The sequence below is a fragment of the Mesorhizobium tamadayense genome (genome assembly GCF_003863365.1).
In the GTDB taxonomy this organism is placed as follows: domain Bacteria; phylum Pseudomonadota; class Alphaproteobacteria; order Rhizobiales; family Rhizobiaceae; genus Mesorhizobium; species Mesorhizobium tamadayense.
This window is the reverse complement of record NZ_RQXT01000075.1, coordinates 13,382-27,784: the sequence shown is the minus strand read 5'-3', so window position 1 is coordinate 27,784 and position 14,403 is coordinate 13,382. Positions and strand designations below refer to the sequence as shown.

Genomic DNA, 14,403 nt, shown 5'->3' with positions numbered 1-14,403 from the left:
GGCCGGCATTTCGATCGTGCTCAGGGCGCTTGAGGCTCCAATCCGTCAGATCGCCGAAAATGCCGGCGTCGAAGGCTCGATCGTGGTCGGCAAGCTGGCCGAAAGCAGGGACCGCAACCAGGGCTTCGATGCGCAGACGGAAACCTATGTGGACATGATCAAGGCCGGCATCGTCGATCCTGCCAAGGTCGTGCGAACTGCGCTGCAGGATGCCGGTTCGATCGCGGCGCTGCTCATCACCGCTGAAGCAATGATCGCCGACATTCCCGCGAAGGATTCCGCCCCGGCGGCAGGCAACGGCGGCATGGGTGGATACTGAGAACAGTGCCTGAACCGTTCGGCCAGCGCGGCCGGACAAAGCAATCCGCACTCCAACCTGGAAGGAAAACCTTCATGGCCATGCAGAGCACGACGAAACAATCTCTCTCCCGTCGTTGGGAGGACTACCAGCCTTCGAAGACCATGCTGGTCTGGGCATGCATCGCGGCCGTGATCGCCACGATCGTCATCGGCTTCAGTTGGGGAGGCTGGGTCACCGGCGGCACGTCCCAAAAGATGGCGGCCACGGCCAGCGACACGGCGCGTGGAGACCTGGCATCCGCCATATGCGTTGAAAGGTTCAACGCGGCGCCGGATGCGGCGGCGAAGCTTGTCGAGTTCAAGGCCATCACCGACAGCTACAAGAAGCGTCAGTTCGTGGAAGCGGGAGGCTGGGCGACGATGCCTGGACAAACGACGCCCGACAAGCTGGGCGTTCAAGGTTGCACCACCGCTCTCGCTGCCTGAAGCTCGCTTTAATTGAAACGACCATCGCCGGGACGTCCGTCCCGGCGCACCTTCCGATCAAGCTTAGCGGGGAATGCGACTGATGATCACCTTCGAAAAGAAAACCGAGCTCCAGCCTGCGCCCGATGAAAGCGAAGAGAACCGCTTCGAGCAGATCCGCAAGGCTGCGAGAGAAAGGCACCGGAAATCCGACACCGACGGAACCCGACGCCGAGCCCGCCAGACGGCCGAGGATAACGGGCTTATCTGAAGCGACCTGGACCGGCATCGTACAAAATCAGACATGGAACAGGCAGAGCCGAGTGCAGTCGGCGAACATGGCGCTGTATTTTTTCGACGTGCGCGACAATGACCGGCTCTTTCCCGACGATGAGGGGACAAGGCTTGCTGGGGGCCTCAATGCTGCTCGTGCGGAGGCTTTCGCAGCCTTGGCAGACTATGTGAAAGAAATCGCACCACCCGACAGCCGCTGCTGCCTCGCAATCGAAGTCCGCGACGAAAACAGCCAACCGCTCTTGAAGGCGACAATGACTTTCGAAGTCGAGTTGATAGACCGCCAATGAAGAATGTAGGCATGGCAATCACGCGGGCGACGGTCGTATCGCATGTGCCACAAGCGATCTGACAATCCGGTTCGCGCGGCCGAGATAGCTAAATGAGAAAACCAGCGCCGCGTAGCTTTGGCACCCGAGGGAGTTCAAACAATCCTCCCAAGGCAGTCGCAGTGGATCAGTCAGCTCCGTGGAGCGCCGCCCAGCTCACAGGATATCTGGTGTCGAAGGACTGAACCGCGATGGTCGGTTTTCTCGTCAAGAGCGGTGTGGCGTTGTGGGCTGCCGCTATTGTCCTCGTCGTATTTTTCGGATGAACCCGCGCACATTCGCGACCCATTCAGCGGTCAGGTATTGTGACTTGATGGATTTATGCCGGGCATGAAACGAACGATATACGCAATCATCTGCGTGGCCTTAATCGCTGCAGGCGCAGCGTTGCTCTTTTCGATATCTCTCGACCCCCCGGATGAACCGTTTACGTCGAGCAGGTCGTAGGGACAGCTGCAATGCCTGGAAGCACTCGCGAAGCGACCGAGACACGATAGCCACGGCCGCTCGGAAACCTTCGCACTAGCCGGAACGAAACGTGGGCGAGGGCGGTTGGGCCTATGGCGGCATTTCACCTGACACGACATATTGACCGGCGATCTGTATGCCCATTTCAGGAACACCGGCTCGATGATTCCCAGCACGCTCCAAGCACCCGACTTCCCGGCAAACGTTCGCGAGCTCGACGATGAAGCGCTGCTGGATATCGTGCAACGGCAAACGGCCCGGTACTTCTGGGAAGGCGCACATCCCGTCAGTGGTCTTGCCCGAGATCGTCAGAAGACCACCGGTGCTCCGGCCAACGATCTCGCAGCTATTGGCGGCTCTGGCTTCGGCATCATGGCAATCATCGTTGCTGTCGAACGCGGATGGATCGATCGCACGGCGGCACTATGCCGATTGCAGCGAATGCTGGATTTCCTGGAAAGCTCGCCGCGCTACCACGGCGTGTTCCCGCATTTCATCAATGGCCGTACCGGTGCGACAATTCCATTCCGTCGCAAGGATGACGGCGCTGATCTGGTCGAAACCACTTTCCTGTTTCAAGGTCTGATCTGCGCCCGCGAGTATTTCGCCGGGATGGCAACCGAGGAAGCACGCCTTCGCCATAGCGTGAACGCGCTGTTGTCACAGGCCGAGTGGAACTGGTTCACACGCGGGGCCCGGCAACTGATGTGGCACTGGAGCCCGAACCACGGCTGGGCGATGGACAGCCCGATCAGAGGTTGGAACGAATGCATGCTCACCTTCGTGCTGGCGGCGGGATCAACTCGCCACCCCATTGATCCGGGCATCTATCACGAAGGCTTTGCTGGTGGATCCGACTTTCGAAACGGGCGCGATCATTACGGGATCGTCCTGCCATTGGGAATGGATTTTGGTGGTCCGCTCTTCTTTTCGCAATATTCCTTCTGCGGGCTCGATCCACGAGGCCTAAGCGACCGATACGCCGACTACTGGCAACAGAACCTCCGTCATACGCAGATCAATTATCGGCATTGCGTCCGCAATCCCCATAACCATCTGGGATACGGCCCTGACTGCTGGGGTCTGACCGCGAGCCATGGGCCGCGAGGATTCATCGCGAGTGCCCCTGACAGGGACTTTGGCGTAATCACCCCGTCCGCTGCCCTGTCGAGTTTCCCCTATGCTCCGGGGGAAGCGATGCGCGCACTGCGCGGTTTCCTGACCAAGCCTCGAAACCGCATATGGGGCCGCTTCGGCTTTGTCGACGCGTTTTGCGAGCCTCGCAACTGGTACTCCCGGACATATCTGGCGATCAATCAGGGGCCAATCATCGCGATGATCGAGAACCATCGTACAGGGCTTTTGTGGAGACTGTTCATGGGCGCGCCGGAAGTGCGCAGGGGCTTGGCGAGGCTGGGCTTCACCAGCCAGCACCTCGACACATCAACGTCTGCACAGGGGCCACGAGCTGCTGCGGGTATGGCCCCACTGGGTTGCACTTAGCGCCGCAGGGTGGTTTCTTCCCTGAGTGATCTGCTGGCAGGTCGGAGCAGTTCGCGAAGCGCGTCCCCGCCTCCTAGCTACTGCTCAGGATGGGGAAATGTCAGCGACTTGGTCTCGAGAAAGTCTAAGCGCGGGCTCCAAGCGCTATCATATATTCCAGAAAACCATGGAATAGATAGCGGCACCAATAAACAACGCAGTCGACATTCTCATGAATAGCTGAAATGAAAAATAATCTCTCATCGCGGCCTCCTTTGTTTCTATTAATTTTTCTCGGCCAAGGTTTGACCATATCACATAAGGATACGATCTGGTAATTTATTTCCAGGCTTTCTAGAGCAGGTCTCGATCAAGCAGCCGACCGTTTGCAGCTGCAATCGAAGTCGGTTTCGTTAGATCGCCCGGTTTGATCGCCTCTCGCTTCGACGATACTCGCTCGCCCTTCAACCTTGGGCTGGATCGCACTACAAAGAGCTCATCAGCGCAGTGGCGGGCGTCCATGAGGCGTCCCCTACGATCGCCGAGCGGCCTTTTCGGCTTCGTCGTTCAGCTTCTCGAGCTGTGATCGGCAAACCTTCTCGATCCGATTGATCAAGTCTGCGACGCGATCTGAGAGCCAGCTGAGGGCCTCCTTGGTGATCTCGAAGTGGCGCGAATAGCGGGCCTTCACGTAGGCCTCGTTGATGATGTTGAACCAAGCCACGAAGCGTTGCTGATCGCGAGGCCACACTTCTGCTAGCTGCTGCGCTTGGTCCTCGGCAAGGCTGCGAAGAAATTTGATGTTGTGGGAGGGAGGACTGTAATTCGTCAAAACGAGAAGCAGCGCCGCATAAGCTTGCTCGATCGATTGATGGAGCAAAAATGCAGCTTCCTTGAGGTTGGATTCCCCGCGAAGAAAGTCTGCTGTCTTTGCAAACACTCTTGCATGAGGCAGCCTGTCCCCAAAGTACTCGTTCGCCAACCGGACGGCCTCAGATGGCTTGGCCGGAATCGGATTGGCGAGTGGTTCATCGTCAAGCTCATAGAGCACGATCCCGTCACGGCGAATGTCGACGAAGAAGTACTGACCCTCCTTGAGCGCTGTATTCACCTCCCGGCGCGAGTGCACGATGAAGCTGACAGGGGTGTTCACCTCGCGCATCAGGCGGTCTGCCGCCGTGCGCCAATAGGCAGCGAAATCCGTCAGTTTGCGGTTATTGACCACAACCAGCAGATCGAAATCTGATCGATATCCCTTCCTGGTATGTGGCTCGTCCACCCAGCCGCCGCGGGCGTAGGATCCGAAGAGAATGACCTTGAGAATGCGGCCGCGCTTCTTGAAATCCGCTGTTGCGCCCTTCAGCGCGTCCTCGAATTCCTCGATCAGCACCTCCACGGCCCGAGCGAGCTCGCGCTGCTTCAGCGGCGGCAGATGGTCGATGCTTGATTTCATAAACAAGGGTCGGTGATCCATCGGGCATGCATAACCGAGACAAAGCCTCGAATCCACACACTGCCATACTCGGTGGGCCAATCAGCATATTTGTTGCAACAAAAAGTAGCAAACTTGCTAGACATGTCTAGGAAAAAGTGTGAAGATTTTGCGCATTGTATGAAGCTTAGGGAGGGTTTTGCGCAACGTGCCCGAGTCCCAGCCAATTTTTGACGCAACAAATGGCGGATTAAGCGTGATCATTCAGTCAGGAGGGGCATCCTGCATGAAGCCTTCGGTCCTTTTCTGGTCGCAGAGTCCCGACCTGTATCTTCTGTTCAGTCACATCCTCGCCACCGAGGGGTTCAGGTCCGTGCTGGCAAGCGACGAGAACCTGGAACAACTGGCGGCGCAGCCATCGGTGGTGGCAATACTTCTCGATACCGAAAACAATGTCGAGCGCGCGTTGGAACTGTGCGCCCTTATCAAGGCCAACCGGGCAACGGGCCATGTTCGCCTGCTGACCCTGATGCCAGGTGGGAATGAACAACACCATCTGGATCTGCTGAGGGCAGGAGTGGATGAAACGTTTGTCCGACCGACATCGCCGGGCAAGATCTTGGCATACCTGCACTCGATCGTTTCGGGAGGTAAGGTCCCGAAAGCGCGGGGGGAAACGGGCATTTTCGATGTGTGGGAATTCAGCCTCGAGACAGGCAGGCGTCTTGTGAGGCACGGTTCCAAGGAGGTCCAACTCAGCCCCACTGAGTTCAGACTTCTGAGCCTCCTGCTGCAGGCGCCAGGCCGCGTCTTCAGCCGGTCCGAACTTATCAGCGCGGCGTGGCCACCCAACTATATCGTCCAGCCAAGAACGGTCGATGTCCACGTCGGGCGCTTGCGCCGGCTGCTCGAGCAAATGACCGGCCGCCCCATTATCCGCACTGTCCGATCGAGTGGATATGCAGTGGAGTTCGATTGAACGAAGCTTTGCGCATCTTCACCGTCGCACGAAGTTGCAACGTTCGGTCGACCGGAATTTATAGGGAAATTGTCTTGGCCTTCGTTGAGGTAGGCGCGGGGCAATTTCACGTTTCGGATTGTCATTCGACAGTTCGGAGCTTGATTTATGAAAGATCGTATTCCCGCTTATTCTGCTGGGCGGACGCATGCAGCCTTCCGAAACACGGCTAGTCTTATCGAGGCGGCCGACACGCATTTCGAGGCCGCTCACTACCAGGGTGTCATGGCACTCTATGTCCGTCCTTCCGAGGGCCGGACAGTCATCCTGAACTACGACAGCCGCCAGATCGTCGACTTTGTTCGCTGCTCCTATCTCGGCCTTGACAATCATCCGGCCATTGTCGCCGGCGCGGTGGACGCTGTGCGAAGCTCGGGCACGCTGCATTGGTCATGTGCCCGTACCCGTCTGAATTTCGCCAGCCTGGGCGAGTTGGAAGCATCGCTTTCCGATCTCTTCAACGCAAAGGTGATCACCTACACCACGGTGCTCGCCGCCAACATGAGTGCTCTTCCGTTGATTGCCTCCGGGCACCTCACCGGTGGCTATAAGCCGGTCATGGTCTTCGATCGGCTCGCTCACGCCACGCTCGCCTACCACAAGGGCACCATCGCCAGCGAGACACGGGTCGAGACGTTGGCGCACAATGATCTCGCTGGTCTGGAGCGGCTCTGCCGCAAAAACGAGGCGGTCGCCTACATCTGTGATGGCGTCTATTCCATGGGTGGCAGTGCTCCAATCGACGAACTGCGCCGCCTCCAGGAAAAATACGGCCTGTTTCTCTACATTGACGATGCACATGGAATTTCGCTGTTTGGCGACGAGGGGCAAGGTTTCGCCAGGTCGCAGATGGACGAGTTGGGCAGTCGGACCATTATCGCCGCGTCACTTGGCAAGGGCTTCGGCGCATCAGGCGGCATGTTGATGCTGGGCACCGTCCATCAGGAGAACCTGTTTCGCAGATTTGCGGTGGCTCATGCGTTTTCGGCGTCGATCAACACGGCCTCAATCGGAGCAGCACTTGCCTCATCGAGACTGCACCGCACGGACGAGCTCGGTCGACTCCAGGCAACCCTGCAGAAGCGGATTGCCCTCTTCGACGCGCTCATGCCTACTGCGCAAAGCGGAAAGCCGCTTCCGATCCGCACGGTTCATCTGGGCGATGAATTGTTGGCAGTCGCTGCCGCCAGGGTCCTTCTGCAAAAAGGCTTCTATGCGTCGGCCATCTTCTTTCCGACCGTAGCCCGCGGGCAGGCGGGCTTGCGCGTCTGTCTGACGGCAGGCCATTCCGAAGAACAGATCCGGTCGCTCTGTTCTGAAATCGAGATGGTCCGGGATGAAATCCGCAAAGCCCATGAGCCATGACGCGTACGGCAATGGGCTGAGGCTGCTGTCGTATGTCTTTGCGGCTAAGGAGTATGGCAGCTTGAGGCAGGCGGCCAGGGAACTGAGAGTCCGTGAATCCAGTGTAAGTCGCAACGTCGTTAAACTCGAACAGCTTCTGCAGATGCAGTTGTTCGAGCGCGACGTTCGCGGCGTTCGTTTGACCGAGGCAGGGCGAGCCTGGATCGACGTCGTTCGGACACATTACGAAGGTTTGCAGGAAGCTTTCAGGGACACCGCCCGCGGCAATACGGACGCAAAGACGCTCAGGATTGGGCTGTGCGCGGTAGCGGGAGGAGGATTCCTGAAGCGCCTTTTCGATCGCTTCCGCAAATCTTGTCCAGATGTCAGTTTGGCCATTGAGGATATTCCGCGTGAACAATGCCTGACGGCCGTTCGCCGTCGGCGCTTCGACATCGTCTTTGCGCCAGGGCTTGGCAAAGTCATGTCTTGCCGCGCCGAGATGTTCTGGCAGGAGCGTGTCTTCGTTCTAGTACCTGCTAGTCATCCGCTTGCCGAAAAGCGGATTGTCACATGGGCAGATCTTGCGGGGATGCGACTGCTCGTGCCGGTCGGAACGAGCGGACCGCTGCTGGATTTCTCAATGCTGGAAGGTATGGTCGCCGACGGGTGCCGCCCAACTGTCAAGATGTGCCAAGCCGGCCAAGCGACCGTCATCTTCAATGTTCAGCTAGGCCAAGGCGTTACTTTGGCGGGGGAGAGCTTCGCGCGAACTGTCGCCATTGATGCGACGGCATGGAAACCGCTTGATGGCCACAACAGTCTCTGTTCGATCAAAGCTTTCTGGCTTGAGACGAATCCGAAAAGTGCCGTTTTGCGGCTGATTGGGCTTGCCAGAAGGATGGCGAATACGATTCCGAATCCAGAACAGTCGCAAAGCGCGCGCTTTCGTTAGGCCCATTCCAGCAGGTCGCGCACAGATTTCCGGCATTAGGTAGCAAAGGCCATCGCCGGCATCCGGGCGGCCATCGCGGCGGGCTTCGCTGTCGGTGTCCTGCCGCAATGTGCAATCACAGATCGGGTCAGGCAGTTGCGGGATGCGACCCTTCCACCGCTTGGGGAAACCGCGCTCGTTCTAACGTGCTCCCCCGCTGCGCCATCTCGCCTTGCGGGCAGCCTCACCGCGATCGTCACAAAGACGCTTCGAGCGCTCTAACCGCTAGCTGCTTGACCACAAAATCATGTTTCCTGGACTGACGACTCGCTGGTATTCGGTGTGATCAGTTTCAATGTTGGAAAATAGGTGCGGTAGCGGCCAACATCGCGAGTGAGCAGCGGCAGCCCGTTGACGGCGGCATGGGCGCCGATGAAGAAGTCGGGCAGCACGCCGGTGCGCGATCCGCCCGCCTTGCGGTACTGCGTAAATACCTTTCCAGCGAGAAATAGGGCAGCTCGTGGCATCGGAGCGATTTCGAGACCGGCTTCGTCAAGAAACGCGTCGAGATCCTCGATGCGGTCATATCGTACGGCAAGCTCGGCATAGACTGCGTCGTTGATCGATAACGGCCCATTGAGGCTTGCCGCCTCAAGCTGAGCGATCGACCAGTCCGCCCACTTCGGATCGTCAGTTACGAGGTCGAGCAGAACGTTGGTGTCGACGAGCGTCACGCTTCGCCGCGCGTCAGTGCCATGATCGCGTCGGTATCGAGCCCCTTGCCGGCATGGCCACGCAGCTTCGCAAATCGGCTCACGGGCTGCATCTTGTCAGTGCGTGCAAGCACCACGCTACCATCGGCGGCGCGGCGAAAATCGACCTTACTGCCCGGAACGATTCCGAGAAGATCGCGGACCGGCTTTGGGATGGTCACCTGTCCCTTGGCCGTGACTGTAGTCGTCATGTTTCCACCTCGGTAATACCAATTTTCCAGAAGGTATTACTCGAAAGGTCAAATTTCAATCCCCGGGTGGTCGAATTTGACCAAACGACGCGTGAGACGCCGGCATCCCTTCGCTAGCCCGGCAGGAGCGGGATATCGGCATCGCGGTCGAGACACTTGCTGTGTTCGGCCGCTTCTGGCTTGCGACAACGCCCGCCTTGCCGGAGCCTGCCGCGCAGGCAGCACGTGCAAAGGCGGGCGAGCGTTACGAGGGTTTCGTCATGGCCTTGGGCCGGCGCCTGGCGAAAGGACCGAAACTACGGCTGGAAATCTCTGAGGATATCGATCCAATTGACGACAAGAGAATGCCGTCCCCAGCCGGAACGTAGGCTGTTGCTTGCGCAAGCTGCCAGCTTCGGCATCAATGATCACCTAGCCGGCGGGGAGTGTCGCGGTTACCTTGCCCGACATCCCTTGATCTGCCAATTCCCCGAGAAAGCGACTGAACGGCACGATGTCCTGGTGGACACTGGCCTGCTCGAGGGCGGCCATGTAGGCAGCGCGGCGTTGCACGGGAATGACAGCCCAGGGATAGCCGCCGGCCGCCATCATGACATTCATCAAGAACCGCCCCATGCGACCGTTCCCATCCATGTAGGGATGGATATAGACAAAAATGAAATGTCCCAGGACGAGCCGCACCCCCGGGTGCTCTTCCGCCTCGAGTATCTCAAAGAAGGCGGGCATCGCATCCCGCACGGCATTGGGCGGCAGCGGAACATGCATGGAATTGCGGATGAATACGCGATCGCTGCGATAGCCAGCCAAATCGCCGGGCTTGACGATACCGGCTGCAACGCTGGGAGCGAATAGCTCGCGGTACCACTCTCGATGATCGTCATCGACGACACGGCCAGCATTTTCATTGGCCAGCACGGATCGAACGCTACGCTTTACTGCTTCGAAGGCCTGGTAGTAACCGCGCGCCGCGAGCGCGTCGCGGTGCTCGCCGTCTTGCGGGTCCCCGTCGGGATTCCAGTTGCCACTGCGGACCCGATCTATCAGTTCGGGGCTGACCCGGTAACCTTCGATGGAAAGCGAGTGATATGCATCAGTGACATAGATGTCATCAACGTGCCGAAGATAGCCATTGACGTCATTCGGGCGCCCGGGCGCCTCTGGAAAATTATCGATGACCGCGCCGCGCATCTCCTGCCACATCAGCCTGATCCGTCCAGCATAGGGTGACGTCTCGCGGCGCGGCAGAGACAACTCCAGGCGTGTATCAAACGGATCGGCTTCGCGAACAGTGTAACCGGCAGCCTGCATGCTGCGCATGATGTCATCTGCGATCCGCTCGCGACCGATGTTGCGAAATGCACCTGCGAGGCGACCGGCAATTGTGCTGTGACCTCCTTCAAGAAGTCGGGCGAGGATTTCCGATCCATCCGAGAACATTGCCAACGCCGTCCGCGCGTCGGTCGGCTTTTGCGCGAAGATACTGGGGGAGGCTTCGAGGAGCGCTGCCGGCAAGGCGTAGAGACGAAGGCCGTCGATCTCGGCTATGTCGCGGGCGGCCGGCATGCTGGCCCGGGTGTCGAAAATCGATGTGCCGTGCAAAAGCGCGGTGGGTTTGTTGCCTCCGGCCGGGGATCGCACCAGCAATTGCCCCGGCACGGTCCGATTGCCTGCATGAAAGGAGAGGGAGGGTTCGGGGGCGATGCACCAATCTTTGCCGAAGCGATCATTCAAATAGCTGGTGCAAAAATCCCAAAACGAGGCGTACCAGCCCGTTGTCTCACCTTGACGCTGGTGGGGATTGGAAGGAACGTACCAGCCTTTCATGACTTGTTGCAGGAAGCCGTTTTTGAGAAGCCGCTCGCGATGGGTACGTGACAGATCGGTGGAGCGGATGGCAACTATATGCTGATCCTGAAGTACCTTGAGAGCGGCGAGCGCCTCGGCCAACTTCTCATGGGGTAGGGCCATTTTGGACGATCCTTAGGGTTTCGCGTTGCGCGACTGTTAGGTTTTAGGTTGAGCCTTAGTTAGGTAATTATGTTGCGCGCTAGTTAGGTTATTATGTTGCATCCAAATTAGGGTATTGCGCAATAGGTTATTCAAGCGGCTGCAGAACACGCTCTATGTTGGCGCAACAGAATCGCTGATCTTTCGGCCACGTCTATATGCCGCAGGGAAAGATGTTCGCGGGCAACTCGCAACGTCGCCAGCTTGGAGCCCTCCAAGAGCTTCGGGCAATCAGACGCCGCGATTGTCGATGATCCGGGTGGCTGAGCCGCTTCACTCCACCGCTCCTGCGACTCAATGTTTCGATCTGGAAGCGTTCTCGATTCGGAGGAAGGCAACAGCAGCACCGCCGCCCGCCTGTATTTGCACGCCAAAGTGCGACGGCGATGGAAACTTGTTGAACCGGTCAGATTTCTGGTTCTCTTGATCATCCCCGAGTGGGGACGCTCTGAGTTGTTCCCGACTGGAACGGCGACAAGATCGTGGTTCGACATAACAATCCGGAAGGCCGCGCGCACAGTTCGCGCACACAATTGTCCGCGCCGAAATTGGCAGCCGGGTTCGCAGCTGACATCTGCGGCACAGTCGCGCCCGTGCGCTATCCGAACACGGCATTGTTCAGCGTCCTCGCCGCCTGCTTCTTTATCGGGTGGGCCTCGCTTTCATCGGCATTGGCCGCGTTCTTCATGACGCGATGGAACTCGAACGCCATCTGCCGACAAGCTACGGCGACGATTGACGGCAGGCGCTTGCCAGGTCGCGGCTGTGGCGGAAGGCGACCGGCGTGATATCGGCGCGGAACACGCGCCCACATCGCAATGCCGGGGCACAGGTCAATCCGAATCCGAAAGCCGTAAAATTGTACTGCCGTGCGTTACCGATCCTTAGGCATGGTTGAAACTGGCCGACGGCGTTAACGCCACGGTTGCGCTGCTTTTGCGATATTGCCGCCTGCACAGCGTATAAACGCAAGGGTGGGGCCTCCATGATTGACCAGATTCGCTCGCTGCTCGAGCAGCATCCGATGATTCCGCTGAATTTCGGCGCGCTCGCCGACGACGCCAATCTCTACGACGCGGGGCTGACCTCCTTCGCCTCGGTGCAGATGATGCTGGCGCTCGAAGAGGAGTTCGACATCGAATTCCCCGAGACGATGCTGACGCGGCGCACCTTCTCTTCGCTGGCCAACATCGCGGACGCCGTTTCGCAATTGGCCCGCAAGGCGGCGTAATCATGAACGTGTTGAGAAAGATTGAGGCGGCCTCGCTCGCGGAGGCGTCGGAAGCCGCAACCGAACGCATGTGCCGCGTCGCCGAGATCGCCGCCGGCTATGCCGATCCCGTCGACAAGGAAGGCCGTTTCCCGGTGGAGACGATCGAGGCGCTGAAGCGCGAGCGCCTGCTCGGCGTGGCGATCTCGATCGAGCATGGCGGCGAGGGGCTCGGCACGATGCAAATCGCCGACCTCATCGTCCAACTCGGCCAGGCCTGCGGCTCGAGCGCGATGATCTATGCCATGCATCAGATCAAGACATCGAGCTTCGTCACTCACGGCGGCGCCAGCGACTGGCACCGCGCCTATATGCGGCGCATCGCCGACGAGCAGCTTCTCATGGCTTCCGCGACGACGGAGGCCGGCATCGGAGGCAATCTACGCAATTCGATCTGCGCGGTCGAGGTCGCCGGCGGGCGCTTCGCGCTGACCAAAGAAGCCACCGTCATCTCCTATGGCAACTATGCCGACGCCATTCTCGCCACCGCGCGTCGCGCCCCCGATGCGGCAAGCTCCGATCAGGTAATGGTGGTGATCCCGGCCGATGGCAACCGCACGCTGGAACGCACGTCGGTGTGGGACACGCTCGGCATGCGCGGCACCTGCTCCGACGGCTTTCATCTGGTCGCCACAGGTGACGCGACGCAGATATTCCCGAAGCCGTTCTCCGAGATCGCGGCGCAGTCGATGCTGGCCAGCTCGCACATCTTCTGGGCGGCGACCTGGTTCGGCATCGCCGCCGACGCCTTCAATCGGGCACAGGCCTTCGTCAAGGCGGCGGCGCGCAAGCAGCCCGACGCCATGCCGCCGGGCGCGCTGAGGCTAGCCGAGGCGGCCGCCCTTTTGCAGGAGATGAAAGGGCACCTGACGGCCGCCATCCATCGCTTCGAAGCGGCCAAAGGCGACGACGACGCGCTGTCTTCGATTGGCTTCGCCGCCGAGATCAACGCGCTGAAGGTCGCAGCCAGCGAGAAGGCAGGCGCCGTGGTGCGTCTCGCCATGCTGGTCAACGGCATCCTTGGCTACAAGAACGGCACCCCGTTCAGCGTCGGCCGGCACTTGCGCGATGTGGCCTCGGCGCCGGTGATGATCTCCAACGATCGGATCCTTTCCAATACCGCGACGCTCATGCTGATGAGCCGCTTCGACACCGGCCTGGGGGGCTGAAGATGGACGCCAGGACATTCGACTCCAAGTCGCTGCTCGACAGCCTGTTCGAGAACGGCATCCTGTTCGAATCCGGCATCGACGGCCTCTATGGTCGTTCGGGCGCATTCGAGGAGGTGATCGAGCAGTTCGAGCGTCTCGTTACCCGGCTCGGTGCGCCCGACAAGGCCACCCGCATCCATTTTCCGCCGGGCATGAGCCGCGCGACGCTGGAGAAGAGTGGCTACATGAAGAGCTTTCCGCAGCTTGCCGGCTGTGTGCATTCCTTCATGGGCGGCGAGCGGGAGCATGTGCAACTGCTCGGCATGATGGCAGATGGCGGGGACTGGACGGCGCTGCAGAAGGCGACGGACGTCGCGCTGACGCCGGCCGCCTGCTATCCGCTCTATCCCACCGTCGCTGCGCGCGGCCCGGTGCCGGCGCAGGGGCTGCTTTTCGAACTCTCCTCGTACTGCTTCCGCCACGAGCCGTCGAAGGACCCGGCGCGCATGCAGCTCTTCAGAATGCGCGAGTTCGTCCAGATCGGCACGGCCGAGCAGGTGCGCTCTTTCCGCGAAAGCTGGCTGAAGCGCGGCAAGGCGATGATCGAGTCGCTCGACCTGCCCTGCGAAGTCGATCTTGCCAACGATCCGTTCTTCGGCCGCGGCGGCAAGATGATGGCCAACAACCAGCTCGACCAGGGCTTGAAATTCGAGCTGCTGATCCCGGTGACCAGCATCGAGAAGCCGACCGCCTGTTTGAGCTTCAATTATCACCAGGACCATTTTGGCCAGACCTGGGGCCTGAAGTTCGCCGACGGGGAGTTCTGCCATTCGGCCTGCGTCGGCTTTGGGCTGGAGCGTGTGGCGCTGGCGCTGTTCCGCCATCACGGGCCGGACGCGGCGGCCTGGCCGACGGCGGTCCGCGACGTGCTGTGGAGCGCGTGAG

The 14,403-nt window shown here is 59.6% G+C and carries 15 protein-coding genes and 1 pseudogene; 12 read left to right on the top strand and 4 right to left on the bottom strand.

All coding sequences use genetic code 11. The features are described 5' to 3' along the window. From EH240_RS33915 to EH240_RS33900, 5 genes are all read left to right on the top strand, one after another. On the top strand, positions 1 to 319 hold a 319-nt coding region (locus EH240_RS33915), incomplete at its 5' end, for a TCP-1/cpn60 chaperonin family protein (protein ID WP_281035196.1). 74 nt (positions 320 to 393) lie between these two features. Next, complete coding sequence (locus EH240_RS33910; RefSeq protein WP_125006718.1) at positions 394 to 786, top strand: hypothetical protein; 393 nt, start codon at positions 394 to 396, stop codon at positions 784 to 786. A gap of 82 nt (positions 787 to 868) precedes the next feature. After that, entirely contained in the window at positions 869 to 1,036 is a 168-nt protein-coding gene (locus tag EH240_RS38340; RefSeq protein WP_167484284.1) for a hypothetical protein, read from the top strand. Between the two features lie 52 nt (positions 1,037 to 1,088). Next, positions 1,089 to 1,349 carry a DUF6894 family protein gene (locus tag EH240_RS33905; RefSeq protein WP_245436644.1) on the top strand — a complete coding sequence of 87 codons (261 nt, stop codon included), beginning with the start codon at positions 1,089 to 1,091 and terminating at the stop codon, positions 1,347 to 1,349. A 627-nt stretch (positions 1,350 to 1,976) separates the two neighbouring features. After that, a complete protein-coding gene (locus EH240_RS33900; RefSeq protein WP_342634121.1) occupies positions 1,977 to 3,359 on the top strand; it encodes a glucoamylase family protein in 1,383 nt (460 codons plus the stop codon). Positions 3,360 to 3,870: 511 nt separating this feature from the next. On the opposite strand, the gene EH240_RS33895 is transcribed toward EH240_RS33900, so the two are convergent. Beyond that, positions 3,871 to 4,791, bottom strand: coding sequence for a nucleotidyltransferase and HEPN domain-containing protein (locus tag EH240_RS33895; protein WP_125006716.1), 921 nt, complete (start codon positions 4,789 to 4,791; stop codon positions 3,871 to 3,873). Positions 4,792 to 5,056: 265 nt separating this feature from the next. Between EH240_RS33895 and EH240_RS33890 the strand changes: the two genes are divergently transcribed. The 3 genes from EH240_RS33890 to EH240_RS33880 all read left to right on the top strand — a co-directional run bounded on the left by EH240_RS33890 (position 5,057) and on the right by EH240_RS33880 (position 8,087). After that, on the top strand, positions 5,057 to 5,749 hold the full coding sequence (locus tag EH240_RS33890) for a winged helix-turn-helix domain-containing protein (protein ID WP_125006714.1): 693 nt from the start codon (positions 5,057 to 5,059) through the stop codon (positions 5,747 to 5,749). Positions 5,750 to 5,896: 147 nt separating this feature from the next. After that, positions 5,897 to 7,153 carry an 8-amino-7-oxononanoate synthase family protein gene (locus EH240_RS33885; protein WP_125006712.1) on the top strand — a complete coding sequence of 419 codons (1,257 nt, stop codon included), beginning with the start codon at positions 5,897 to 5,899 and terminating at the stop codon, positions 7,151 to 7,153. Beyond that, complete coding sequence (locus tag EH240_RS33880; RefSeq protein ID WP_125006710.1) at positions 7,125 to 8,087, top strand: LysR family transcriptional regulator; 963 nt, start codon at positions 7,125 to 7,127, stop codon at positions 8,085 to 8,087. Before EH240_RS33885 ends, EH240_RS33880 begins: the two co-directional genes overlap by 29 nt. A gap of 284 nt (positions 8,088 to 8,371) precedes the next feature. Here the strand turns inward: EH240_RS33880 and EH240_RS33875 are convergent, their stop codons facing one another. Together EH240_RS33875 and EH240_RS33870 are read right to left on the bottom strand one after the other, a co-directional pair. Next, complete coding sequence (locus EH240_RS33875; protein WP_125006708.1) at positions 8,372 to 8,800, bottom strand: type II toxin-antitoxin system VapC family toxin; 429 nt, start codon at positions 8,798 to 8,800, stop codon at positions 8,372 to 8,374. After that, entirely contained in the window at positions 8,797 to 9,030 is a 234-nt protein-coding gene (locus EH240_RS33870) for an AbrB/MazE/SpoVT family DNA-binding domain-containing protein (protein ID WP_125006706.1), read from the bottom strand. The genes EH240_RS33875 and EH240_RS33870 overlap by 4 nt, the downstream gene beginning before the upstream one ends. Positions 9,031 to 9,143: 113 nt before the next feature. Between EH240_RS33870 and EH240_RS39455 the strand changes: the two are divergent. Continuing rightward, positions 9,144 to 9,398 (top strand): annotated as a pseudogene (locus EH240_RS39455) (CopG family transcriptional regulator); the annotation flags it as partial. Between the two features lie 43 nt (positions 9,399 to 9,441). On the opposite strand, the gene EH240_RS33860 reads toward EH240_RS39455, so the two are convergent. Next, positions 9,442 to 10,998: a Fic family protein gene (locus EH240_RS33860; RefSeq protein ID WP_125006704.1), complete on the bottom strand. Its 1,557-nt coding sequence runs from the start codon at positions 10,996 to 10,998 to the stop codon at positions 9,442 to 9,444. Between the two features lie 1,024 nt (positions 10,999 to 12,022). Here EH240_RS33860 and EH240_RS33850 point away from each other — a divergent pair. The 3 genes from EH240_RS33850 (at position 12,023) to EH240_RS33840 (ending at position 14,402) form a co-directional block, all read left to right on the top strand. Then, the gene (locus tag EH240_RS33850) at positions 12,023 to 12,268 is read left to right on the top strand and encodes an acyl carrier protein (protein WP_125006702.1); all 246 of its coding nucleotides are present in this window, start codon (positions 12,023 to 12,025) and stop codon (positions 12,266 to 12,268) included. 68 nt (positions 12,269 to 12,336) lie between these two features. Further along, complete coding sequence (locus EH240_RS33845) at positions 12,337 to 13,476, top strand: acyl-CoA dehydrogenase family protein (protein ID WP_245436646.1); 1,140 nt, start codon at positions 12,337 to 12,339, stop codon at positions 13,474 to 13,476. A gap of 2 nt (positions 13,477 to 13,478) precedes the next feature. After that, positions 13,479 to 14,402, top strand: a complete 924-nt coding sequence (locus tag EH240_RS33840; protein WP_125006698.1) for an amino acid--[acyl-carrier-protein] ligase — start codon at positions 13,479 to 13,481, stop codon at positions 14,400 to 14,402. The last annotated feature ends 1 nt before the right edge of the window (position 14,403 follow it).

Bases quoted from the DNA above. Each gene is read 5' to 3' on its own strand.
- EH240_RS33910 (WP_125006718.1), top strand. From the start codon at position 394: ATGGCCATGCAGAGCACGACGAAACAATCTCTCTCCCGTCGTTGGGAG.
- EH240_RS38340 (WP_167484284.1), top strand. From the start codon at position 869: ATGATCACCTTCGAAAAGAAAACCGAGCTCCAGCCTGCGCCCGATGAA.
- EH240_RS33895 (WP_125006716.1), bottom strand. From the start codon at position 4,791: ATGAAATCAAGCATCGACCATCTGCCGCCGCTGAAGCAGCGCGAGCTC.
- EH240_RS33890 (WP_125006714.1), top strand. From the start codon at position 5,057: ATGAAGCCTTCGGTCCTTTTCTGGTCGCAGAGTCCCGACCTGTATCTT.
- EH240_RS33885 (WP_125006712.1), top strand. From the start codon at position 5,897: ATGAAAGATCGTATTCCCGCTTATTCTGCTGGGCGGACGCATGCAGCC.
- EH240_RS33880 (WP_125006710.1), top strand. From the start codon at position 7,125: ATGAAATCCGCAAAGCCCATGAGCCATGACGCGTACGGCAATGGGCTG.
- EH240_RS33870 (WP_125006706.1), bottom strand. From the start codon at position 9,030: ATGACGACTACAGTCACGGCCAAGGGACAGGTGACCATCCCAAAGCCG.
- EH240_RS33860 (WP_125006704.1), bottom strand. From the start codon at position 10,998: ATGGCCCTACCCCATGAGAAGTTGGCCGAGGCGCTCGCCGCTCTCAAG.
- EH240_RS33850 (WP_125006702.1), top strand. From the start codon at position 12,023: ATGATTGACCAGATTCGCTCGCTGCTCGAGCAGCATCCGATGATTCCG.
- EH240_RS33845 (WP_245436646.1), top strand. From the start codon at position 12,337: ATGTGCCGCGTCGCCGAGATCGCCGCCGGCTATGCCGATCCCGTCGAC.
- EH240_RS33840 (WP_125006698.1), top strand. From the start codon at position 13,479: ATGGACGCCAGGACATTCGACTCCAAGTCGCTGCTCGACAGCCTGTTC.